Consider the following 23,812-nt stretch of genomic DNA (forward strand, 5'->3'; position numbering starts at 1 on the left):
CACCTCGACCAACCGGGCGTCTGGCTGTTTCAGTCACGCAGGTAGACCCCTGCGTCACGTTGCCAGCCGACCGCGACCGGGGCGCCGCGTTCAAGGAACCTGGCGCGTCCAGGAACTGCGTTGGTGAGCATCGCCTCGAGCACTACCCCATTTTCGAGCGCAATCTTGTAAACGGTGACGTCGCCGAGGTAAAGGTGGTCGCGCACGCGGCCATAAAAGTGGTTGTCCAGCTCGGTCAGGTCCCCGGCAGGGACGATGCGCAGTTGTTCCGGGCGGACGGCAAAGGCACCCTGCTCGCCGGGGCTGGGTCCGACGATCGGTGTGCCGACAATATCCCCGAGTCCAGCAGCGAACAGGTGCAGTCCATCGTGATCCGTTGCCCGCACTTCGACCGGCAGCAGGTTGATGGTCCCGATGAAATCGGCCACAAAGCGGTTGCGCGGGAAGCCATAGATCTGCTCGGGAGCGCCGACCTGCTCGATGCGCCCATTGTTCATGATGGCGATGCGGTGTGATACCGCCAGCGCCTCCTGCTGCGAATGGGTGACGAAGATAAAGGTGATGCCGACCTCGCGCTGTAGCGCGATCAGTTCCCCGGTGATCTGTTCGCGCAGTTTGGCGTCGAGTGCCGCCAGCGGTTCATCGAGCAACAGCAGGCGCGGCTTGTTGATCAGCGCCCGCGCTAGAGCGACGCGCTGCCGTTGTCCGCCGGACAATTGGCGGGGAAACTGGCGAGCCTTGTTGGCCAGGTGCACCAGTTCCAGCGCATCCTTGAGACGAATACTGATCTCGTCCTGGGACTTTCCAGCCATCTCCAAGGGAAAGGCGACATTCTGCGCCACGGTCATGTGCGGAAACAGCGCGTAGCTCTGAAAAACCGTGTGCACCGGTCTTTTTTCAGGTGGAATGCCGGCCAGAGCTTGCCCGTCAAGTAGTAGCTGGCCGGCGTCAGGTGCGTCGAATCCGGCGATCAGGCGCAGCAGGGTGGTTTTGCCACAGCCCGAGGGACCCACCAAGGTAAAGAATTCGCCCGCCTCGATCGACAGGGAAACGTCGTCGACAGCCTGGAGTTCGCCGAAACGGCGGCTGACATTTCGGATCTCGAGTAGCGCCATGATTCAAATAGTGTAGCTTCCGGGAACGATTATAGCTGTGGTTTGCAAATCTCGGGATGTCCTCCGCAGCAGTTGTCAGTCAGGAAAGCAACCAAGTCGTCGATTCTGTCCAGCACGGCATGACAGCGAACGAAGCGGCCTTCTTGCGTGGTATTGACCAGACCTGCGTGAGTCAGGGTCTTCAGGTGAAAAGACAGGGTGGGTGCCGGTAATTGCAGCTGCTCGGCAATCAGGCCTACGGTCAAGCCTGCAGGCGCGTTCTGCACCAGCAGGCGGAAGATGGCGAGGCGGCTTTCCTGTGCCAGCGCGGCGAGCGTGGTGACGGCGTCGGTATTGGTCATCGTTCCAACGATACCGAAATATTCCGGATCTCGCAAAGCGTTTGCAGACAGGCTGGGTATTGCGGTATCGAGTTTGGGACTCATCATCTGGCCGATTATGGCATTCGACACCATGAAATCGCTTGCCTTGAACTGGATCGGCAAGGAGCTTTAGGTAGAAGATCATACAGCCAAGCTGATTGTTCGCGAGAAGGCGTCAGCAACGCGGGAAAGGGATTGGTTGTCGATCCAGAGCGGGTCAAACAACGCACGGCAGGGCATCGCCCAGGCGATGCCCTCCTTGCTCGCAGGCTAGAAACCGGCGCCCTTGATCGATTTCAGACCCTTGAAGACGGCCTTGCTCCCGAGCTGCTCCTCAATGCGAAGCAACTGGTTGTACTTGCAGATGCGGTCGGTACGCGACAGCGAACCAGTCTTGATCTGCCCGGCGCCGGTGCCGACAGCCAGGTCGGCGATGAAAGAGTCTTCGGTTTCACCGGACCGATGTGACGAGATGACGCCGTAACCGGCTTTCTGGGCCATCTTGATGGCGTCGAGCGTTTCAGTGACGGTGCCGATCTGGTTGACCTTAATGAGGATCGCGTTGGCTGCCTTCATGTCGATGCCTTGCTTGAGACGAACCGGGTTGGTGACGAAGAAATCGTCGCCGACGATCTGTACCTTGTCCCCGAGCACCTTGGTGAGCTTGACATAACCTTCCCAGTCGCTCTGGTCGAGGCCATCCTCGATCGAAACGATGGGATACTTCTTACACCATTCGCCGTATACGGCAATCATGTCGTCATCGGTGAACAGCTTGTCGGGATTCGACTTCCAGAACTTGTAGCCCTGGCGGTTTCCTTCGTCGAAGAGTTCGGAAGAAGCACAGTCGAGGGCAATGCTGATCTGCTTGCCGGGTTTGTAACCGGCTGCAACGATCGCCTGCATGATGACTTCAAGTGATTCGTCGTTGGTCAGGTTGGGTGCAAAGCCACCTTCGTCGCCAACTGCGGTGACATGCCCGCCCTTCTTGAGAATCGATTTCAGGGCGTGGAAAACCTCGGTGATCCAGCGCAATCCTTCCGAGAAAGTAGGCGCGCCCACCGGCATGATCATGAACTCCTGGAAGTCGATCAAGTTGTCGGCGTGCTTGCCTCCGTTGATGATGTTGGCCATCGGCGTTGGCAAGGCGAAGTCGCGATTCTTGTGGATCTTGCCGATGTATTTCCAGAGAGGCAGCTTGCTGACATGGGCGCCAGCCAAAGTGATTGCCATCGAAGCGCCGAGGATCGCATTCGCTCCCAGGTTTGACTTATTGGGTGTACCATCGAGGGCAATCATTGCCTCGTCGAGTGCGCGCTGGTCGAGAGGATTCTTGCCTTTAAGGAGTTTCGCGATCTTGGTGTTGACGGATTCGACTGCTTTCAACACGCCTTTGCCGAGGTAAACCTTCTTGTCACCATCACGCAGTTCGCAGGCTTCGAATTCCCCGGTCGACGCACCCGAGGGGACTGCGGAACGGGCCATGAAACCGTCGTCAAGGGTGATGTCGACCTCGACCGTCGGGTTACCGCGTGAGTCAAGGATCTGCCGGCCAACGACCTTGGTGATCTTGACGAATGCAGGGGTGGCCGCCGCTGCTTCGGCTTGCTCGGGTTGTTCGACGCTCTCGACCTTTTCGGCCTTTTCTGCTTTCTTGACTTTGTTGCCTTTTGCCATGATGGAGCTCCGTAGGAGTGGTTCGGTGGAAAGTTCGAGGGAAATCGTAAAGGAAGCTTCTCCGGGGGATCATACCGAATTCAGATGACAAGGTGCAATCCCCACGACGAAATCAGGATGAATTCGTCGATCCAAATAAAGTGTGGAGAATCGGCTACTTGCGGGTGGCAGTGAACATCCTCCCGAATGCAGGTCGGAAGTAAGAATCGACCCCGGATTGAAATTGCAGTGCGCTGGGCGATGTGTTACAAGGTAAACTTATTGCCTTATCGCGAATTTTGGAATTCAACTGCAGTTCTCCTCATCAAATGGTTTTTTCGTTTTTTAAAAAGCCGCAGGAAAAGAAAATGGTTGCGCGGCCGGCCGCCGTTCCCCGCACACGCGACGAACGGGGCGGAGCCCTTGGTCAGGCACCGGAAGACAAACCGGTCGCCACGGCTCCAGTCGGCCTGGTACCGGGAGACCTCCCCTTCACTGCTCCGGTTTCCCCGGCCGAAGGGCAGCCACTGGATCTCAGCGAGTTTCAATTTAGTGAGACCGCTCCTGAATTTCAGATCGAGGCCGAGCTGGATCCGATCGATGCCGAGGCTGAAGAAGCGGCCATGCTTTATTCGAATGGCCAGGAGAGCGCGGTTCGCGCGTTGCTAGAGAGGTCGACGCGCTCCTACCGCTCTGGCCCCGGCGAGCGCTTGTGGTTGATGCTTTTTGACCTTTTCCGATTGACCGGCCAAAAAGCCGCTTTTGAGGGTCTGGGAATCGATTATGCTCAATCCTTCGAGAAATCGCCGCCAGGTTGGCGCGATGCTGTCGTCGCCGTTTCGGTACACGCCAAAGGGGTTGGGTCGGTATTATTTAAAGGTGATTTGACGGGCGACAACGAAACCGGGTTTACCGCCGTGCGCCAAGCCCTCGCACGAACCCCGCATCTTCGTCTAGATATGTCGAAGTTGCGCAAACTGGATGCTGCCGGTTGTCAGCGGCTACTGGAACTGCTGCAGCAGGCTCGCAAGGATCGGCGTGAGATCGAACTGCTGGGCCGTGATCATTTGGCGACCCTGGTCGACCGCCTGGTCGTGCCCGGTCGTGCAGAAAGCCAGGCCTGCTGGCTGTTGAAGCTCGAGATCTGTCAGTTGCGTGGAGAGTTGGAGGTTTTCGAGGATCTGGCGGTCAACTATGCGGTGACTTTCGAGATTTCGCCACCCTCCTGGGAGCCCAAGCGGGTGATGGAAGCCGAGTCTCCTCCGCTGGTTCTCGCCGCCGCCGATCAGTTGTTGACCGAAGCCTATGTCATCAAGGGCGATGTCAAGGGGGCTCGTTTTCCCGACTTGCTGGCGTACGCCGCAGTCAATGATCCGGTACTTATTGACTGTTCGGCAGTAACCCGTATGGACTTCCTGAGTGCTGGCGCCCTGCTCAACATTCTGACCACGGTCAAGCGGACTGGCCGGCAGATTATTTTCCGTCATCCCCATTACCTACTTGCTGAACTCTTCCGTGTCGTCGGTCTGAAGTCCGTGGCGGAAATCGTTCTCGCCAGAAACTAGGATTACCAACAGGAGTTTTGTATGGACCAGTACCACGGCACGACGATCCTGTCAGTTCGCCGCGGCAAGCGTGTTGCCATGGGTGGCGACGGACAGGTAACCCTTGGCCAGCTCGTCATCAAGGCAAGTGCGCGCAAGGTTCGGCGCATCTATCAGGGGCGGATTCTCGCTGGCTTTGCGGGTGGAACGGCGGATGCCTTCACCCTCTTTGAGCGTTTCGAAGCCAAACTTGACAAACACCAGGGCAATTTACTCCGCTCGGCGGTCGAACTCGCCAAGGACTGGCGCAGCGACCGCGCCCTGCGCCGGCTGGAAGCCATGCTGGCAGTCGCTGATCAGGAGAATTCGCTGATCATCACAGGCAATGGTGATGTGCTCGAACCGGAGTACGGCATCGTCGCCATTGGTTCGGGAGGCGCCTTCGCGCAAGCAGCGGCACGCGCACTGGTTGAAAACAGCGAACTCGATCCGGCCGAGGTGGTCCGCAAGTCGCTGCAAATCGCCAGTGATCTGTGCATCTATACCAATCAGAACTTCACCATCGAGGTGCTTGAATAATCATGTCGGCGATGACTCCGCAGGAAATTGTTCACGAACTGGACAAACATATCGTTGGTCAGGGGAAGGCCAAGAAGGCTGTGGCAATTGCGCTGCGCAACCGCTGGCGGCGCGCGCAGGTCACCGAGCCACTACGCCAGGAGATCACACCCAAGAACATTCTGATGATCGGGCCCACTGGTGTTGGCAAGACCGAAATCGCACGCCGGCTGGCGCGTCTGGCCAATGCGCCGTTCATCAAGATCGAGGCGACCAAGTTTACCGAGGTTGGTTACGTGGGTCGCGATGTCGAAACGATTATCCGCGACCTCGTCGAGATTGCCGTCAAAAGCGCTCGTGAGCAGGCGCTGACAGGCGTTCGCGTGCGCGCCGAAGACGCTGCCGAAGATCGCATTCTCGACGCACTATTGCCGCCAGCACGCGGCAATTTCTTCAACGATGCGCAATCGACGGAAGACAGTGCGACCCGGCAGAAATTCCGCAAGAAACTGCGCGAGGGCGAACTGGACCACAAGGAGATCGAGGTGGATGTCGCTGCTCCGTTGATGCAGGCCGAGATCTTTGCTCCACCGGGGATGGAGGAACTGACCTCCCAGATCCAGGGCATGTTCCAGAACATGGGCGGGGGTCGCAAGAAATCGCGCAAGCTGAAGATTTGCGATGCGCGCAGATTGCTGATCGAGGAAGAAGCCGCAAAACTGGTCAATGATGAAGACGTCAAACACGATGCCGTGCGCAATGTCGAGCAGAACGGCATCGTTTTTCTCGACGAAATCGACAAGATTGCCTCGCGCAGCGACACGCACGGCGTGGACGTTTCGCGTCAGGGGGTACAGCGCGATCTGCTGCCACTCGTTGAAGGCACCACGGTATCGACCAAGTACGGGATGATTCGTACCGATCACATCCTGTTTATTGCCAGCGGTGCATTCCACTTGGCCAAACCGTCGGATCTGATCCCAGAACTGCAGGGTCGCCTGCCGATCCGGGTCGAGCTTGATTCCTTGTCGGTTGCCGACTTCGAGTGCATTCTGACGCAGACTGACGCCTGCCTGACCATGCAATACCAGGCGCTGCTGGCAACCGAAGGGGTAACCCTCGACTTTGCCGCTGACGGTATCAAACGCTTGGCCGAGATTGCCTGGTCGGTCAACGAACGCACCGAGAACATCGGTGCTCGACGACTGTATACGGTCATGGAGCGGCTGCTTGAGGAGGTGTCGTTTTCCGCCTGCGAGGGAGGCCTGGAGAACGTTGCCATCGATGCAGCCTACGTGGACAGTCGGCTTGCCGAACTGGCCCGGAACGAGGATCTGTCGCGCTACGTTCTGTAGCGCGCAGGTCTGCCGCCTACTTCACCACCAGAACCGGCAGTTCTGTGAGATGGATGACCTTGCTCGTGACCGATCCCAGCAGCGCGCTGGCCACTGAGCCAAGGCCCCGAGCCCCGATGACGATCAAGGTGCAGTGCTGCTCTCTGGCGAAATTGACAATCGTCGGGGCCGGCTCGCCGACCAGGATATGTTGCGAGTATGCGAGCCCACCGGTTTCCAGTCTGAAACGCGCACCGGCCAATGCGGCTTCGCCGGCCTCGCGGTGGTAGTCCTGGACGACGCCGTGGCTGACGAAACGGGTGACGTCCGAGGGCAGGGGCGCCTGCACATTGACCAGCATGATCGCCGGTGCGATGGCGTCTCGAGCCGCTTCGAGCAGGACATGATCGACTGCCCGCAAGGCGGGCGGCGAGCCGTCGACCGCAATCAGCCAGAGTGCTTTCATTGTTTTCTTCCTTCCCCAAATTTCTCGGTGGCCGCAGTTGCCAGTTCAACGGCCGCATGCGCCGCTTGCCGGCTGGCCAGCCACTTACCCGTTATTACCACCAGCAACGCGCCGAAAGCTGACACGAGGTAAGCGCTGTGCGGAACCGTTGCATGCCAGCTTGCTGGTAGTGCCGGGTCGCTCACCAACATGCCGCCACCAATCCAGCCCAGCAGTCCACCGCCAGCCGTGATCACGATCGGGAATCGATCCATCAGGGCGAGGACCAGTTTGCTACCCCAGACCACGATCGGGATCGAAACCACGATCCCGAATGTGACGAGAACGATCGATCCATGCGACGCGCCGGCGACCGCAATGACGTTGTCTATACTCATCACCGCGTCGGCGACGATGATCGTCTTGATCGCTCCGATCAGCGTGCTGCTTCCTTGCACATGATCATGCGCATCTTCATTTTCAGGCAGGATGAGCTTGACCCCGATCCAGAACAACAGCAGTCCTCCGACGATCTTGAGATATGGAATCGCCAGGAGTTGCAAGGCGAAGTAGATCAGTACGAGACGCAGCCCGATCGCACCGAAGACACCCCAGAAAATTCCCTTGTTGCGTTGCGCCACAGGCAGTCTGCGGCACGCCAGAGCAATCACCACGGCGTTGTCGCCGCCGAGCAGAATGTCGATCAGAATGATCTGGAATACGGCGATCCAGAACGTTGGCGAGGAGAGGTCAGGCATCACATTAACTCCAGGGGCGGCATCAGGCCTGCGGCGTAGGCAGAGCTGCCTTGAACGGCGTTCTGGCCGAACTTGGCCAGCACTTTGTTGGCTTCGCGCAAGCGATCGAGCAGTTTGCTCAGCAGAATCTTGTTGAAGCGCTCCCGTACTTCATCAGAACTCAATTCCAGCGCTGCGCTATTGATCTCCAGGAACAAGGTCGGCTCCAGAGTCACCACCGTGGCGTGACGTCGAGAGTCGCTCGGGTGCAGGAAGGCCATCTCTCCGACTACCTCACTCGCACCGAGTCGACAGATCACCCGTCCATTGATGGAGATCTCGACAAAGCCATCAACCACCACGCCAAACTTGCGATGGTTATCGCCTTCACGGATGATCGTGACTTTCTCCGACAACTCTCGCCAGACGCTGATGCGCAGCACCTCCCACAACTCGATATCCTCGAACTCGGCGAAGAATTCCACCTTGCGCAACCTTTCGAAGTGCGTCTGATCCTGCTGGATCTGATCTTCTTCGAGCATCTGGTAGCGCACCGAGGAAAGATCCTTGGCGAACTCGGCACCATTACGGTAGCGGCTGTAAAGATCCTTCTCAAGTGCCTTCTTGATGATCGGATCAAGGCCCGCTGGTAGAGTCGGGTTGAGTGCGCAGACCGAAGGCGAGTCCATGTTGATGATCTTGTAGACCAGTGTCGCGGGATTGTTGGCGCGAAATGGTAGGCGCCCGGTCAGTAACTGGAACAGCATGACCCCCAGCGAATAGAGGTCGGTCTTGTGATTGAGCGGATAGTTCTTGACCTGCTCAGGGGACATGTAGGCTGGTGAACCAACCCCCATCACGAAGGTCGAGTCCATGCCCATATCCTTGAGCAGGTTGAGGCCCAGGCCGAAATCGGTGATTTTCGGCTCGTCGTTGTCATTGAGCAGGATGTTGGCCGGTTTGATATCACGATGTACGACGCCCTGGCGGAAGGCGTGATCGAGAGCCAGGCAGCACTTGAAGATGATGCCGATGACGCGGTGCATCGGCAGTAGTCGATTGATCGCGCAATACTTGTCGAGCGCGGTGCCTTCGACGAACTCCATCACCAGATAGGCCTGATCCGGTTCCACCACAGCGTCGAAGATCTTGACGATGTTGGGGTGATTCAGCCGACGACCGATCGCGTCCTCGGTCTGGAAAAGTTTGCGCAGACGCCGTGACATGGCTGCATTTTCTTCGCCGAAGCGAATCAGCTTGATGGCGACCTGGCAGTCCATATCCGGGTCTCGGGCCAAATAGACGACAGCAGTCGCACCCTTTCCAAGGGAGCGAATGATTGGATATTTGCCGATCTTTTCCAACATGCCAGAACCCACCCCTATCGACTGCCAGCCGGAATTGAGATGCTAGCAGCAGAACCGCCGCGTGCATGAACAATTTTGCGTCAGTTGCATCGCAGCCAACAAGATCAATGGACAAAAAGCTTGAAATCGGAGAACTCGCCCCAAACTCTTTCCCGTTTTCAGGGAGATCACCATTTATGCAAACGAACGACACCGTACCCGAAGTGACCACTGCCGCCCCGGCCACACCGGAAGTTGCTTCTGTCACACCAGAGATCGTTGAGTCGCCATCAACAGGAGCGCCCCCTGCAAGCGGCCCGCCCAATCTCGAAGAAACCCTTAAACAAGCTCAACAACAGGCCGAGGAGTACCATGATGCATGGCTGCGCGCCAAGGCCGAAACCGAGAACGTGCGCCGTCGTGCGCAGGAGGACATCAGCAAGGCCGCGAAATTCGCTGTTGACCGTTTTGCCCGGGAACTGCTGGCGGTGAAGGACAGCCTCGAAGCTGCGCTGGCAACCGAGACAGCCAGTGTCGAGAGCCTTCGATCCGGTACCGAACTGACCCTCAGGCAACTGGTCGCGGCTTTCGAAAAGTCGGCACTGACCGAGGTCAACCCGCTGGGCGAAAAGTTCGACCCTCATCGACACCAGGCGATCAGCGTCGTCGAATCACCACAGGAACCCAACACCGTGGTCAGCGTACTGCAGAAGGGCTACCTGCTGGCCGACCGCGTACTGCGCCCGGCCCTGGTCGTTGTAGCCAGGGCCAGCGCTTGAAATCGTCACGACAATCCCCAATTGCGTAGCGTTACCAAACATTTCGGTTTTGGCGAATGTTCTCAAAATAATATTGAAAGGATTCTGAAATGGGCAAGATCATCGGCATTGATCTCGGAACGACTAACTCCTGTGTAGCCGTCATGGAAAACGGCAAACCGAAGGTCATAGAGAACTCTGAAGGCGCGCGTACGACGCCATCAACGGTTGCTTATGCGGAGGATGGCGAGATTCTCTGCGGGGCGCCAGCGAAACGTCAGGCGGTGACCAATCCGAAAAATACGCTGTACGCGATCAAGCGGCTGATTGGTCGCCGTTTTGAAGAGAAGGAGGTACAGAAGGATATCTCGCTGATGCCGTTCAAGATTCTCAGAGCCGAGAATGGCGACGCATGGGTCGAGGTGCGCGGCAAGAAAATTGCACCGCCACAGGTTTCTGCGGAAGTTCTGCGCAAGATGAAGAAGACCGCCGAAGATTATCTCGGCGAAGACGTGACCGAGGCGGTGATTACCGTGCCTGCCTATTTCAACGACAGCCAGCGCCAGGCGACCAAGGATGCCGGGCGGATTGCCGGCCTGGAAGTCAAGCGCATCATCAACGAACCGACGGCAGCGGCCCTGGCCTTCGGCATGGACAAAAAGCAAGGTGACAAGAAGATCGCGGTCTACGACCTGGGCGGCGGCACCTTCGATATCTCGATCATCGAAATTGCTGCGGTCGAAGGCGAGCACCAGTTTGAGGTGCTGTCGACCAACGGTGACACCTTCCTCGGCGGCGAAGACTTTGACCAGCGTCTGATCGATTACATCATCGACGAGTTCAAGAAAGAATCGGGCGTCAACCTCAAGGCCGACGTGCTGGCTCTGCAACGCCTCAAGGATGCCGCTGAAAAAGCCAAGATCGAGCTTTCGTCCGGCCAGCAAAATGAAATCAACCTGCCTTACATTACCGCTGACGCCTCCGGACCCAAGCATCTGACGCTGAAGATCACACGCTCCAAGTTCGAGGCGCTGGTCGACGATCTCATCGAGCGGACTATCGAACCCTGCCGAATTGCCCTGAAGGATGCTGGCTGCAAGATCGGCGACATCGACGATGTCATCCTGGTTGGCGGACAGAGCCGGATGCCCAAGGTGCAGCAAAGGGTCAAGGAGTTCTTCGGCCGCGAACCGCGCCGCGACGTCAATCCGGATGAGGCGGTGGCCGTCGGTGCTGCGATCCAGGGTGGCGTTCTGCAGGGCGAGGTCAAGGATGTTCTGCTCCTCGATGTGACGCCATTGTCGCTGGGTATCGAGACGCTGGGCGGCGTAATGACCAAGCTGATCAAGAAGAATACGACCATTCCAACCAAAGCGACGCAGGTCTTTTCGACGGCTGACGATAACCAGTCTGCGGTAACCATTCACGTGCTGCAGGGCGAGCGGGAAATGGCCAGCGGCAACAAGAGCCTTGGACAGTTCAATCTTTCCGACATTCCGCCGGCACCACGTGGCATGCCACAGATCGAAGTGACCTTCGATATTGATGCCAATGGTATTTTACATGTTTCGGCCAAGGACAAGGCCACTGGTAAGGAGAACAAGATCAAGATCCAGGCGTCTTCTGGCCTCAGTGAAGCGGAAGTGCAGCGCATGGTCCAGGATGCCGAGTTGCACGCCGAAGAAGACCGGAAAGCACACGAACTGGCGGAAGCCCGCAATCAGTGCGACGGCATGATTCACACCGTCAAGAAGTCGCTTGCCGAATACGGCAAGGAACTCTCCGACAGCGAGAAACAGGTCATCGAAAAGGCGATGCGTGAAGCCGAGGAGGCCATTCGCGGCAACGACATCGAGGCCATCAAGGCGAAGAACGAGGCGCTCGGAACCGCTGCTCAGAAGTTGGGCGAGAAGATGTACGCCAAACAACAGGAGCAAACGGGGGGCTCCGCACATACTGCCGGGGCTGCCGGTGAAGCGAAGAAGGACGACAGCGACGTCGTGGACGCCGAGTTTACCGAAGTCAAAGACAAGAAGTAGGTCTTTGCCTACCAGGCGGGGCGTATAATCGCGCCTCGCCCTGCTCCCACCAATTGTTCATAAACCCATGGCAAAACGCGACTTATACGACATTCTCGGCGTCAATCGCGACGCGTCCGATGAAGAAATCAAGAAAGCTTACCGCAAGCTGGCGATGAAGCATCATCCGGACCGTAATCCGGATAATCCCAAAGCTGAGGAGCACTTCAAGGAAGTCAAGGAAGCCTACGAAACTCTCACCGACCCGGAGAAGCGCGCCGCCTATGACCAGTACGGTTACGCCGGCATCGATCCGCAGGCCGGTATGGGCGCTGCGGGGGCCGGGGGATTTTCCGATACCTTCGGTGGCATCTTTGATGAGATCTTCGGTGGTCGTCGTGGCGGTGGACGTTCAAATGTCTATCGCGGCGCCGACCTCCGCTACAACCTCGAAATTTCGCTGGAACAGGCAGCCTTCGGCACTGAAACCAAGATCCGCATTCCGACAATGGAGGTTTGCGACGCCTGCCATGGCAGTGGTGCCAAGGCCGGAACGCAGCCAAAGACCTGTCCGACCTGTCAGGGGAGCGGTCAGGTTCGCCTGCAGCAGGGCTTCTTCTCGATTCAGCAGACCTGTCCGAAATGTCATGGTACCGGGCGCTTTATAGCCGAGCCGTGTGTTCCGTGTCACGGCTCGGGCCGAGTCAAGCAGCACAAAACCCTGGCGGTGAAGATTCCAGCGGGAGTTGATGAGGGCGACCGGATTCGACTCACGGGCGAAGGCGAGCATGGCATCAATGGCGGGCCGTCAGGGGATCTTTACGTTCAGATTCACCTCAAGGCACACCCTGTCTTTCAGCGCGAACAGAACGACCTGCACTGCGAGATGCCGATCAGTTTTACCACCGCGGCTCTGGGTGGAGAAATCGATATTCCGACGCTGGATGGAGCTGCGAAAATCCGTGTTCCCCCGGAAACGCAATCAGGAAAAATTTTTCGCTTGCGCGGCAAAGGTATCAAGGGCGTACGTAGTAACGCCCACGGTGATCTGCTCTGCCATGTGGTTGTGGAAACCCCGGTGCATCTCACCGAACGCCAGAAAGAGTTGTTGCGCGAACTTGAGGAGTCCAGCCGCGAGAACTCCGCTCACCACAACCCGCGCGCCAAATCCTGGATGGATCGTGTGCGCGACTTTTTCGCGGCCACCTGAGAACTGCCATCTCTGCGCCCGTTGATGCAGCCCAGCAGTGTCGGGCGAGACAATCGCAGGCGAATATATCGCACACTGTTGCTGCGTGTAAGGGGTGTGTCAGTTTGCTTCGCCATTCTTCAAGGTGAAAGTTGCGTCAGCGACTCGTGAATCTCCCCATTCCAGCCTGGGAAATGTCGGGGGAGAGGGTAATGGCCATGACTTCCAGATCGGGGGTACCTGAAAAGTAATGACCGTTGACTGAAGCCAGTCGCAGGTCCGTGAACAATCACGGCAATCGCATTGAAGGAGAATGGGCATGAGAATCGTCAGGGCGCTACTGTTTGCTTGCTTGAGTTGGGTCAACTGTGTGCTGGCGGCTGAGGTAGGGGTGACCGACAACAGCATCCTGATCGGCATGACTGCGCCGTTCTCCGGCCCTAACGGGGCGTACGGTCTGGACATGAAGATGGTCATCAATGCCTATTTTCGCCAGATCAACGATGCAGGAGGGATTCATGGTAGAAGGCTGGAGTTGCGCGCACTCGACGATGGCTACGAAACTGATCGTGCGGTCGCCAATACCCGCGCCTTGATCAGCCAGGAAAAGGTTTTTGCCCTGGTCGCATCGTACGGTTCGAGTCCCACAACGGCGGCTATGAACGAGGTCTTTGGCGTTGCCAAAGTGCCGCTGGTCGGAGCGATTTCGGGTGCAGACTCGATCCGCCAGTTGCCTAGGGACAACCCGAAAAATCGCTACATGTTCAATGTGCGGGCAAGTTACGCGAACGAGACCGAAGCAATCGTCAATCAATTGGTTTCTCTCGGCTTCAGCAACATCGCCGTTTTGTACCAGAACGATGGATTCGGCAAATCCGGCCTCGATGGAGTCGTTACCGCGCTCAGAAAGCATAACCAGGCACCGGTGGCAGTAGCCACGGTGGAACGTAACTCGGCCGAGGTCGGCCAGGCGGTGCAGACCATTGCCCAGGCGAACCCGCAAGCGGTGATCATGGTGACCTTGTACAAGCCTACTGCCGCCTTCGTTCGTGCGATGAGGAAGATCGGTCAAAAACCGCAGTTCATGACCCTGTCGCCAGTCGGCGCTGACCTGCTGGTACAGGAGCTTGGTGACGAGGCACGCGGCATCGGCATTTCACAGGTCATGCCCTATCCTTGGAACGATACCACGCCGCTGGTACGCGAATACCAGAAGCTGCTCGGCCAGAATGGAAAATTCTCCTACTATGGCGTCGAGGCTTACGCCATGGCGAAAGTGTTGGTCGATGCCATCCGCAAAACGGGCAAAGAGCTCAGCCGCGAAAAGCTGCTGAGCAGTCTCGAAGGCATGCAGAACCATGACCTTGGGGGCTATCGCGTCAGCTATTCGGCCAATGATCGGTTGGGTTCTCGCTTTGTCGACCTGACGGTCATTGGCAACAGCGGCCGGGTTCTTCGTTAATCAATTAAACGATCAGGCGCGTCGCCAGTTGGTTCCCTGGGCACCATCCTCAAGAACAACTCCTGCGGCCAGTAGTCCGCTACGGATTCTGTCTGCTTCGGCGTAGTCCTTGCGTTTCTTTGCCGCCAACCGGCTGGCGATCAGGATTTCGATCGCTTCGACAGACATCTCTTCAGCGCCCGGTGTCGGCGTCCCCTGCAGAAATCCTTGTGGGTCGCGCTTGAGCAGTCCCAGAAGGCCCGCCAGCCCACGCAACTGGCTGGCCAGTCCCGCAGACTTGCTGCGGTTCACCTCGCTGGCCAAGTCAAACAACGCGGCACAGGCATCAGGGGTGTTGAAGTCGTCGTTCATTGCCTGGCTAAAGCGAATCGCATGCGGCTCATGCCAGTCCACGGCGGCCACTTCGACTGCCGGTGGTGCCGCCTTGAGTGCAGTGTAAAGCCGGCTCAGCGCTTGCCGTGCATCGTCGAGATGGGCATCAGAATAGTTGAGTGGGCTGCGGTAGTGTGCCCGCAGGATGAAGAAACGCAGTACTTCAGGATCGTATTGCTTGAGGATGTCCCTGATCGTGAAGAAGTTACCGAGCGATTTCGACATTTTTTCGTCATCGATACGAACGAAGCCGTTGTGCATCCAGAAGTTAACGAACGGGCAGTGATGTGCGCCTTCGGACTGCGCGATCTCGTTTTCATGATGCGGAAACTGTAGGTCCTGCCCACCTCCGTGAATATCGAAGTGCTTGCCGAGCAGGTCCGAACTCATCGCGGAACACTCGATGTGCCAACCGGGGCGACCATTGCCCCACGGCGATGGCCAGAAAGGTTCGCCCTTCCTGGCCTGTTTCCAGAGCACGAAGTCGAGCGGGTCGTCCTTACCAGTGTCAACGTCGACGCGTTCCCCTGCGCGAAGATCGTCGATAGACTTACCCGACAGTTTGCCGTAGCCAGGAAATTTGCGGACCGAGAAATTCACGTCACCAGTGGTCGCTTGGTAAGCCAGCCCGTTTTTCTCCAGCAGTTCGATCAGGCCGAGCATCTGCGGAATATATTGGGTTGCCCGGGGTTCATGGTCGGGTTTCTCTACGCCAAGTGCGGTCGCATCTTCATCCATGAAGCCAATGAAGCGGTCGGTCAATTCGCCGATGCTTTCCTTGTTGGCTAGTGCCCGCTGGATGATTTTGTCATCTATGTCGGTAATGTTCCGGACGTAGCACACCTTTAGTCCACTCGCCCGCAGCCAGCGCTGAACCATGTCAAAAACGACCAATACGCGTGCATGGCCGAGGTGGCAGTAGTCATAAACGGTCATTCCACAGACGTACATGCGGACACTACCGGGCGTGATCGGTACGAAGTCCTGCTTTTCCTTGGTCAGCGAGTTGTAGATCTTCAACATATTTTATGTCCGCTATAGCATTCGGCACAGACGTACACGCAGGGCAAATCTGTTCTCTTCGAGTCTCGATTCCGGAGCCGGGCAGAATCAAGATTCATCAATCTAATCAGGATTCTAAACCCAAGTTTGATGAACGGACTGGATGCCGGCTTACCCCCGCCGGAATGACTGGCAGTCATAGGGTTACGGGAAGAACAAAATTACCCTGCGTACACGTCGAGTGCTTTGGTTTGGACGCACTTCTTGTTAGAATCAATCGGTTTAGTGACACCCACCTGCTGCATAGGCAAGTATACCATACCCATGCACTCGAATCTTCCGATGCCTATGCCTGCCTCCTTCCCGGCGTTGATCGTCGGCTTGCTACTGGGCTGCAGCAGTTTCTTTGCCACATCCGACACGCTGTCGGATGCACAGCGGCTAATGCGCCAGGGCCAGACTGCACATGCTCTCGAAAAGGTCGACGCCTACCTGGCGAACAAGCCATCGGACGCACAGGGGCGATTCCTCAAGGGTCTCGCCCTCACCGAGATGGGCAAACAACAGGAAGCCATAGCCGTCTTCAGCAAACTGACCGAGGACTATCCCGAATTGCCAGAGACTTACAACAATCTGGCGGTTCTGTATGCCCAACAGAAACAATACGAGAAGGCGCGTACGGCACTCGAGATGGCGATCAGGATTCATCCGGGCTACGCTACCGCCTACGACAACCTTGGTGATGTCTATGCCATGCTCTCCGGCCAGGCTTATGACAAAGCGCTACAGCTGGATCCGTCGAGGCAAGTGACACAATCCAAGCTTGCCAGGCTTCGGGAACTCAACAAGTCCTCCACAAGCAGCTCAAGGGTGGCGATGCTGCCAGCTGGCGAGACCGGTAGTAGCCGAAAAACCAGCAACGAACCGGCTGTCATGCCGATTGCGGAAGCATCAATCCCTGCCGCTGGCACCTCTGCTGCCACGATACCAACGGGCAAGGGTATCACCCCGCTCGCTGCCGCGACGGATGCTGACAAATCGGTGCAGCAGGCAACGGTGATTTCGAGTGACGAGAGGGCCGTGACGAAAGCCCTGCAAGGCTGGGTTGGCGCCTGGTCACGGAAGGATGCCAAGGCCTATCTCGCGTACTATGCAGCGGATTTTCGTACGCCCGGTGGAATGCCCCGCAAGGCATGGGAAAATGAGCGCACTCGACCGATGAACAAACTTGGCAGGCTACAGGTGGAAATCGAGGACATCAAGGTCTCGTTTGCCGACGACAAGGCAACGGTGAGGCTCCGACAGCATTACAGTTCGCCCTACCTGAAATCCTCCGTCACCAAGACCATCATCCTGGTCAAATCCAGGGGCAGGTGGTTGATTCAGCAGGAACGGATCGGCTGATGATCATTATTTACCTGGAGGAATTCTCTGATGTACAGGAAACTTGCCCTGATTGCCGTTGGCCTACTGTCGGTAGCGGCCTTGGCTGCACCCAGCGTCGACATGCAGACCAGCATGGGCCGGATCGTGATTGAACTCAATTCCGAAAAGGCACCAAAAACCGTCCAGAACTTTGTCCAGTACGTCAACGAGGGGTTCTACAACGGCACGGTTTTCCACCGCGTCATTCCCGGCTTCATGATTCAGGGTGGTGGTTTTACCGTTGATCTGCAACAGAAGCCGGCGGTCCGAAAGGTGGAAAACGAGGGGAAGAATGGCCTGAAAAACGATCGGGGAACGATCGCCATGGCCCGTACCTCAGAGCCGCATTCGGCGAGTTCTCAGTTCTTCATCAATCACCGCGACAATGCCGCACTCAACTATCCTGCGAGCGATGGCTGGGGCTATACGGTTTTTGGCAAGGTCACAGAAGGCATGGATGTGGTGGACAAGATCGCCAAGGTGGCGACCGGAAACCGCTCGATGCACCAGGACGTTCCCCTTGAACCGGTCATTATCCAGTCGGTCAAGATCATTCCCGAGAAAGGAAAGCCATGATCAAGCTGCATACCAATTTTGGCGTTATTGCCATCGAAGTGGACGCCGAAAAAGCGCCTTTGTCAGCCAGAAACTTCCTCGACTACGTCGAGGCTGGCCACTATGACAATACGGTTTTCCATCGAGTGATTCCCGGCTTCATGGTTCAGGGCGGTGGCTTCGCGCCGGGCATGAAACAGAAGGCCTGCAAGGATCCGATCCAAAATGAAGCGAGCAACGGGCTCAAGAATGATGCCTACACGGTTGCCATGGCGCGTACCTCTGAGCCGCACTCGGCCACCGCACAGTTCTTCATCAATCTGGTGAACAACGATTTTCTCAATTACCGTGCGCCCAATGCCCAGGGTTGGGGATACTGCGTATTCGGCAAGGTGGTTGAGGGTCGCGAGGTGGTCGATCGGATCAAGGCGGTCAAAACGGGCTTTTCCAATGGGCATGGCGATGTGCCCGTAGAAGATGTACTGATCGAACGTGCTGAGGTCTGCTGATGCTCATTCCAGTCCACGATTCATTCACGCAGTGATCCTGTTCATTTCCGATCTGCATCTGACACCGCAGGCGCCAGGCGTCACCCGCATCTTTCTGGATTTTCTCGGTGGCCGTGCGCGTGCCGCCGAGCAATTGTTCATTCTCGGCGATCTGTTTGAAACCTGGCCGGGTGACGACTGCCTGGAAGATCCGGAAGATTCGTTTGCCGTCCACATCGTCGATGCCCTGCACGAGCTGGCGGTGGACGGGGTGCGCGTGTCAGTGATGCATGGGAACCGCGATTTTCTGCTCGGAGACCACTTCGCTGCCCGCAGCGGCGCTCGGCTGCTGCCGGATCCTTATATCCTGTCCCTGCCGGCATGGCAGTTCGTCCTGTCGCATGGCGATGCCTTGTGTACCGACGATCACGACTACCAGGCATTTCGTGCGCTGGTGCGCCGGCCCGACTGGCAGACCATCTTTCTGGGCAAATCCCTGCCGGAACGCAAGGCGATGGCCATCGCGGCCCGCCAAAAAAGCGAATCTGCCAAACGCGACAAGGCGGACAACCTGATGGACGTCAATGCCGGTGCGACGGACGATTTCCTGCGCGCACATGGCTATGCCACGCTGATCCACGGTCATACACATCGTCCGGCGACGCATGCCCACCTAGTCGACGGGATACATGTCGAGCGCTGGGTACTGGCAGACTGGCAGGAGACACAAGGCGAGTTTCTTTGCTGGGATGGCCGGGAACTGTACCGGGAGCACTGGATCTGATACCCTTCTGTCATCACCACGGCGCACCCAGGCCATGAGCAAGCCAGCGGTCGACATCCTGCGCCGGGTTTTCGGCTATCCGTCGTTTCGTGGTCAGCAGGAGGAAATCGTCGACCAGCTCGTCGCTGGCGGTGACGCGCTAGTGCTGATGCCGACCGGCGGCGGCAAGTCGCTCTGCTATCAGATCCCGGCACTGCTGCGCCAGGGCGTTGGCGTGGTCGTCTCGCCGCTGATCGCGCTGATGCAAGACCAGGTTGATGCCTTGCGGCTGGCGGGTGTGCGCGCAGCTTTCCTGAATTCGTCGATGGATTTTCGATCGGCGGTCGACACCGAGCGCCGTTTGCTGAACGACGAGCTGGATCTGATCTATGTGGCACCTGAACGGCTGCTCAGCGACCGTTTCATCGGCCTGCTCGAACAACTCGTCGCGCGCCAGCAGCTCGCACTCTTTGCGATTGACGAGGCCCATTGTGTTTCACAATGGGGACACGATTTTCGCCCGGAGTACATTCAGCTCTCAAAGCTGCACCAGCGCTTCCCTGGGGTACCACGCATTGCCTTGACGGCGACTGCAGACCAGCTAACCCGGCAGGAAATCGTTACCCGCCTGAATCTCGAGGAAGCGAGCTTGTTCGTCGCAAGTTTCGATCGGCCAAACATCCGTTACACGATCGTCGAGCGTGACAACCCGCGCAAACAATTGCTGAGCTTTCTCGTTGCGCATCATGGTGCGGCCGGCATCGTCTATTGTCTTTCGCGCCGCAAGGTGGATGAAACCGCCGTCTGGCTGAATGCGCAGGGAGTGGCTGCCCTGCCGTACCATGCCGGACTGACCGCCGACGCCCGGCAACGTCACCAGCAGCGCTTTCTGCGCGAGGATGGGCTGGTGATGGTGGCCACCGTCGCATTCGGGATGGGAATCGACAAACCCGACGTGCGCTTCGTCGCTCATCTCGACCTGCCCAAGAGCCTCGAAGCGTATTACCAGGAAACCGGGCGGGCCGGGCGCGATGGTGATCCTTCGCAAGCGTGGATGACCTACGGATTGAATGATGTAGTCATCCACCGGCAAATGATCGAGGAGTCGTCCGCACCGCTCGAGCAGAAGCACGTCGAAAGGCAGAAGCTCGAGAGCATGCTCGCCTATTGCGAATCGGCGCAGTGCCGTCGCGTCCTCCTGCTCAACTATTTTGGCGAGGCCGCAGCGCCCTGCGGCAACTGCGATGTCTGCCTTGACCCGCCACTGCTCTGGGACGGTACGGTAGCGGCGCAGAAGGCGCTGTCTGCAGCCTTGCGAACCGGCCAGCGTTTTGGTGCCGGGCATCTGATCGACATCCTGCGTGGCAAGCCTACCGACAAAGTCAGGCAGTTCGGTCACGACCGCCTGCCGACTTTCGGCGTCGGAGTGGAGATGGACGACATGGGCTGGCGCTCGGTATTTCGGCAGTTGCTCGCAGGTGGAGTGCTCGCAGCCGACGCCACGGCCTACGGGGCGCTAAAGCTGACGGACAGCGCACGGCCGATTCTCAAGGGAGAAATCAGCCTCAAGCTGCGACAGCGTTCGGATCGGCCAAAGGGCAAGCCAGCCCGGAGCAAAAACTTGCCAGACAGCCCGCCGCAGCGAGCCAACGATTCACCGCTGCTAGCCAGGCTGCGGACCTGGCGCAGCGAGAGAGCACGCGAACAGGGAGTTCCTGCCTACGTGATCCTGCATGATCGCACGCTCTACGAGATCGCTGCGCTGCTGCCCGATTCTGCGCAGGCGCTGCTCGCCGTACCGGGGATCGGCCTTGCCAAGGCCGACCGCTACGGCGAAGACCTGCTGGCCATCGTCGCGGCGGCTGACTGATTTCGGGGAGACGTGCCCGGATAGGGATGGAGTCTGTCGAGTGCGATGCTCTGTCCGGAGGGCTGCACGATGCGTACATGCTCGCGGTGAAGCTCGCGGGCATGGCACAGGCCGCAGGAGTGAGCGATCATCTCGATTTCCTTGTTCATGTTCCGACAGTAGGACGCCACCCGCGTCGCTTTGTCCTCGACGAACAGGCCGCGCTGCAGGCGCGGATCGTGCGTGGTGACGCCGGTCGGACAGGTATTGGTGTGGCAGCGCAGGGCCTGGATGCAGCCCAGCGAGAACATGAAGCCACGCGCGGTATTGATGAAATCGGCGCCTGTCGCCAGCGCCCAGGCGACACGGGCCGGCGTCACCAGTTGGCCGGCAGCGATGATCCGAATCCGTTCCCTGAGGCCGTTGGCCAGCAATGCGTCGACAACCAGTGGCAAGGCTTCGTCAATCGACAGCGCCATGTGATCGGCCAGCGCCTGTGGTGCGGCACCACTGCCGCCCTCGCCTCCGTCTATGGTCAGAAAGTCGGGCGCTGCCTGTAGACCACGGTGCGCAACCGCTGCCGTGAGTTCCTTGATGAAGCGCTCTCCTCCGATGGCGGTCTTGACACCCACTGGCTTGCCGGTAATGGCCCGGACATGCTCGACCTGATCGAGCAGTTCGTCGATGTTGGCGATATCGCGGTGGCGGTTCGGGCTCAGTGAATCGCGTCCTTCGCTGATGCCGCGGATGCGCGCGATCTCGGGCGTCACCTTGTTGCCCGGCAAAACTCCGCCCTTGCCCGGCTTGGCTCCCTGCGAGAGCTTGATCTCGAAAGCGCGCACGCTCGCTTGTGCGGCGAGTTCGCGCAGACGCTCGTCGGACAGCTCGCCGTTGCCGTCACGAACGCCATACTTGGCCGTGCCGATCTGAAAGATGATGTCACAACCACCCTCCAGGTGATACGGAGAAAGCCCCCCTTCGCCGGTGTCCAGCCAACAGCCGGCTGCCGCTGCACCGTGGGAAAGCGCGCGGACGGCAGGTTGAGAGATGGCGCCAAAACTCATGGCGCTGATGTTCACCAGCGAGCGGCCGATAAAAGGGGTCCGGCAATAGTCTTCACCAATCGCCAACGCTGGTGTTGCTTGTTTCTCCTCATCGAGAACGGGGAACGGAGCATTGACGAAAATCAGAGCGCCGGGTGTATGAATCCGGTAAGTCGAGCCGAAGCCGATAATTCCACCTTCGTTCTTGGCCATGCGGTAGACCCAGCTGCGAGTCGCCCGATCAAAGGGCATCTCGTCTCGGTCGCCGAGAAAAAAATACTGCCGGAAATATTCGCCGAGAGTCTCGAAAAAGTAGCGCAGATGACCGACCAGCGGAAAATTCCGCAACACGGCATGCTTTTCCTGCCTGACGTCCTGGACATAGAGGTAAACCAGGCCGCCAACTAATGCAAGGGCAAGCATCACTCCCAGGCCAACAAGCAACAGGTCAAGCATATCCGTTTCCCTTAGATGGTAGAATCGGTCAAATCAGCTCTTAGTGTACGGGAATTGTCATGACCTTTGCAGCCATGCTGGATACGGAAATCGAGCGCAACGTCGCGGCCGCGATCAGCGAGGATGTCGGGAGCGGCGATCTGACCGCGCAATTGGTTCCCGCAAGCGAAATCCGGCGCGCCACCGTGATTGCCCGTGAACAAGCCATTCTTTGCGGGACCGCCTGGTTCGAGCGCTGCTTCACCCGGATCGATGCGGCAATCACCATTGTCTGGAAGGCTGATGATGGCCAACGCATCAGCCCGGGTCAACTGCTCTGCGAAATCGAAGGGCCGGCACGCGCCCTGCTCACCGGCGAGCGCAGTGCGCTCAATTTCCTGCAACTGCTTTCCGGGGTTGCCAGTAAAGCCAGGCAGTACGCCGACCTGGTTGTTGGTACGCGGGCGCAGGTGGTCGATACGCGCAAAACGATCCCCGGTCTGCGCCTAGCACAAAAGTACGCGGTCAGATGCGGTGGTGGTGGCAATCACCGCCTTGGCCTCTATGACGGGATTCTGATCAAGGAAAACCACATTCTAGCTGCCGGCAGCATCGCCGCAGCCCTGGCTGCCGCACAACAGGTTGCCGAGAACGCGGCAGGTCGCTGCCAGTTCGTTCAGATCGAAGTCGAAACCCTGGCCGAATTGAGGCAGGCTCTGGATGCCGGTGCGGAAATGATCCTGCTCGACAACATGGGGCTTGACGAGATGCGCGAAGCCGTCGCGATTGCTGCCGGTCGTGCCGTTCTCGAGGCGTCGGGCAACGTCAGCCAGGAAAGTGTGCGTGCCATTGCCGAGACCGGAGTGGACCGCATTTCGATTGGTAGCCTGACCAAGGATGTCCGCGCCCTTGATCTGTCGATGCGTTTCCAGGCTTGATGTGGAAGTCAGCGACTCACGAATCTCCCCTCCGGGAGAGGCAAACGGTCATGACTTTCATGATCGGGAGTGTCTGGCAAAATCATGACCGTCAGGGGTCATTCGTCTGCACAGCGTGAGCGGTCTTGTCCTGAGGCAGCGGTTATTCGGCCGCGCGATCGCTGACGGGAATTCCGAGCAAGGCAGTAATATAATCTGGCCCGAGCGATACGCAGCAGGCTGGGCATTGTGGTCTGCGCGAAATAACAAGAGGGGGGTGGTTCGATGCTATTTGCGCTGTTTTACGTGTTGGCGATTTCAATTCTGATCATGCACTTCACGGGATTCCTGGCGCGACATAATCTCGAATGGCTGGTCTTGGTGCTCGCGGTCGCCGTCTTTCCAGCCGTCATCTATCTCTAGCAGCCTGTCGGCCTTT

The 23,812-nt window shown here is 58.0% G+C and carries 21 protein-coding genes; 13 read left to right on the forward strand and 8 right to left on the reverse strand.

The annotated features are described in order from the left end of the window. Positions 1 to 29 precede the first annotated feature (29 nt). From AW06_RS12070 to eno, 3 genes are all read right to left on the reverse strand, one after another. Positions 30 to 1,115, reverse strand: coding sequence for an ABC transporter ATP-binding protein (locus AW06_RS12070; RefSeq protein WP_034950359.1), 1,086 nt, complete (start codon positions 1,113 to 1,115; stop codon positions 30 to 32). Positions 1,116 to 1,144: 29 nt separating this feature from the next. Next, positions 1,145 to 1,600, reverse strand: a complete 456-nt coding sequence (locus AW06_RS12075) for a metalloregulator ArsR/SmtB family transcription factor (protein WP_273704638.1) — start codon at positions 1,598 to 1,600, stop codon at positions 1,145 to 1,147. 147 nt (positions 1,601 to 1,747) lie between these two features. Next, positions 1,748 to 3,154 carry a phosphopyruvate hydratase gene (eno, locus tag AW06_RS12080; protein WP_246149025.1) on the reverse strand — a complete coding sequence of 469 codons (1,407 nt, stop codon included), beginning with the start codon at positions 3,152 to 3,154 and terminating at the stop codon, positions 1,748 to 1,750. Between the two features lie 347 nt (positions 3,155 to 3,501). Here eno and AW06_RS12085 point away from each other — a divergent pair, with 347 nt between their 5' ends. The 3 genes from AW06_RS12085 to hslU are packed head-to-tail and all read left to right on the forward strand — an operon-like array spanning position 3,502 to position 6,590. After that, positions 3,502 to 4,698: an STAS domain-containing protein gene (locus AW06_RS12085; RefSeq protein WP_171047418.1), complete on the forward strand. Its 1,197-nt coding sequence runs from the start codon at positions 3,502 to 3,504 to the stop codon at positions 4,696 to 4,698. Positions 4,699 to 4,719: 21 nt separating this feature from the next. After that, a complete protein-coding gene (hslV, locus tag AW06_RS12090; RefSeq protein WP_034950363.1) occupies positions 4,720 to 5,256 on the forward strand; it encodes an ATP-dependent protease subunit HslV in 537 nt (178 codons plus the stop codon). 2 nt (positions 5,257 to 5,258) lie between these two features. Further along, positions 5,259 to 6,590, forward strand: a complete 1,332-nt coding sequence (gene hslU / locus AW06_RS12095) for an ATP-dependent protease ATPase subunit HslU (RefSeq protein ID WP_034950365.1) — start codon at positions 5,259 to 5,261, stop codon at positions 6,588 to 6,590. Positions 6,591 to 6,606: 16 nt separating this feature from the next. Here the strand turns inward: hslU and AW06_RS12100 are convergent, their stop codons facing one another. From AW06_RS12100 to AW06_RS12110, 3 genes are read right to left on the reverse strand one after another with little or no spacing between them, the layout of a single operon-like run. After that, on the reverse strand, positions 6,607 to 7,035 hold the full coding sequence (locus AW06_RS12100; protein WP_034950367.1) for a universal stress protein: 429 nt from the start codon (positions 7,033 to 7,035) through the stop codon (positions 6,607 to 6,609). Further along, the gene (locus tag AW06_RS12105) at positions 7,032 to 7,772 is read right to left on the reverse strand and encodes a TerC family protein (protein ID WP_034950368.1); all 741 of its coding nucleotides are present in this window, start codon (positions 7,770 to 7,772) and stop codon (positions 7,032 to 7,034) included. The genes AW06_RS12100 and AW06_RS12105 overlap by 4 nt, the downstream gene beginning before the upstream one ends. Continuing rightward, positions 7,772 to 9,118, reverse strand: a complete 1,347-nt coding sequence (locus AW06_RS12110) for a serine/threonine-protein kinase (protein WP_034950370.1) — start codon at positions 9,116 to 9,118, stop codon at positions 7,772 to 7,774. The genes AW06_RS12105 and AW06_RS12110 overlap by 1 nt, the downstream gene beginning before the upstream one ends. A 176-nt stretch (positions 9,119 to 9,294) precedes the next feature. Between AW06_RS12110 and grpE the strand changes: the two genes are divergently transcribed. The 4 genes from grpE to AW06_RS12130 all read left to right on the forward strand — a co-directional run bounded on the left by grpE (position 9,295) and on the right by AW06_RS12130 (position 14,524). Continuing rightward, positions 9,295 to 9,876 (forward strand): nucleotide exchange factor GrpE, encoded by a 582-nt coding sequence (gene grpE / locus AW06_RS12115; protein WP_034950371.1) that lies wholly within the window; start codon positions 9,295 to 9,297, stop codon positions 9,874 to 9,876. 89 nt (positions 9,877 to 9,965) lie between these two features. Then, entirely contained in the window at positions 9,966 to 11,894 is a 1,929-nt protein-coding gene (dnaK, locus tag AW06_RS12120; RefSeq protein ID WP_034950372.1) for a molecular chaperone DnaK, read from the forward strand. A 67-nt stretch (positions 11,895 to 11,961) separates the two neighbouring features. Further along, positions 11,962 to 13,083, forward strand: coding sequence for a molecular chaperone DnaJ (gene dnaJ, locus AW06_RS12125; RefSeq protein WP_034950373.1), 1,122 nt, complete (start codon positions 11,962 to 11,964; stop codon positions 13,081 to 13,083). A gap of 298 nt (positions 13,084 to 13,381) precedes the next feature. Beyond that, positions 13,382 to 14,524, forward strand: a complete 1,143-nt coding sequence (locus AW06_RS12130) for an ABC transporter substrate-binding protein (protein WP_034950374.1) — start codon at positions 13,382 to 13,384, stop codon at positions 14,522 to 14,524. A 12-nt stretch (positions 14,525 to 14,536) separates the two neighbouring features. Here AW06_RS12130 and cysS read toward each other — a convergent pair whose 3' ends face one another. Next, complete coding sequence (gene cysS, locus AW06_RS12135; protein ID WP_034950375.1) at positions 14,537 to 15,919, reverse strand: cysteine--tRNA ligase; 1,383 nt, start codon at positions 15,917 to 15,919, stop codon at positions 14,537 to 14,539. Between the two features lie 321 nt (positions 15,920 to 16,240). On the opposite strand from cysS, the gene AW06_RS12140 reads away from it, so the two are divergent. The 5 genes from AW06_RS12140 to recQ are packed head-to-tail and all read left to right on the forward strand — an operon-like array spanning position 16,241 to position 20,999. Beyond that, the gene (locus AW06_RS12140; RefSeq protein ID WP_034950394.1) at positions 16,241 to 17,302 is read left to right on the forward strand and encodes a tetratricopeptide repeat protein; all 1,062 of its coding nucleotides are present in this window, start codon (positions 16,241 to 16,243) and stop codon (positions 17,300 to 17,302) included. Between the two features lie 30 nt (positions 17,303 to 17,332). Further along, positions 17,333 to 17,899, forward strand: coding sequence for a peptidylprolyl isomerase (locus tag AW06_RS12145; RefSeq protein WP_034950377.1), 567 nt, complete (start codon positions 17,333 to 17,335; stop codon positions 17,897 to 17,899). Further along, positions 17,896 to 18,387, forward strand: coding sequence for a peptidylprolyl isomerase (locus AW06_RS12150; protein ID WP_034950378.1), 492 nt, complete (start codon positions 17,896 to 17,898; stop codon positions 18,385 to 18,387). The genes AW06_RS12145 and AW06_RS12150 overlap by 4 nt, the downstream gene beginning before the upstream one ends. 31 nt (positions 18,388 to 18,418) lie before the next feature. After that, the gene (locus tag AW06_RS12155; RefSeq protein WP_034950379.1) at positions 18,419 to 19,150 is read left to right on the forward strand and encodes a UDP-2,3-diacylglucosamine diphosphatase; all 732 of its coding nucleotides are present in this window, start codon (positions 18,419 to 18,421) and stop codon (positions 19,148 to 19,150) included. Between the two features lie 34 nt (positions 19,151 to 19,184). Then, positions 19,185 to 20,999, forward strand: coding sequence for a DNA helicase RecQ (recQ, locus tag AW06_RS12160; protein WP_034950380.1), 1,815 nt, complete (start codon positions 19,185 to 19,187; stop codon positions 20,997 to 20,999). On the opposite strand, the gene AW06_RS12165 is transcribed toward recQ, so the two are convergent. Next, positions 20,957 to 22,477 carry an FMN-binding glutamate synthase family protein gene (locus AW06_RS12165; RefSeq protein WP_034950381.1) on the reverse strand — a complete coding sequence of 507 codons (1,521 nt, stop codon included), beginning with the start codon at positions 22,475 to 22,477 and terminating at the stop codon, positions 20,957 to 20,959. The genes recQ and AW06_RS12165 overlap by 43 nt on opposite strands. A gap of 59 nt (positions 22,478 to 22,536) precedes the next feature. Between AW06_RS12165 and nadC the strand changes: the two genes are divergently transcribed. Further along, on the forward strand, positions 22,537 to 23,394 hold the full coding sequence (gene nadC / locus AW06_RS12170; protein WP_034950383.1) for a carboxylating nicotinate-nucleotide diphosphorylase: 858 nt from the start codon (positions 22,537 to 22,539) through the stop codon (positions 23,392 to 23,394). Positions 23,395 to 23,812 lie beyond the last annotated feature (418 nt).

This window comes from Candidatus Accumulibacter cognatus, assembly GCF_000584975.1.
In the GTDB taxonomy this organism is placed as follows: Bacteria; Pseudomonadota; Gammaproteobacteria; order Burkholderiales; family Rhodocyclaceae; genus Accumulibacter; species Accumulibacter cognatus.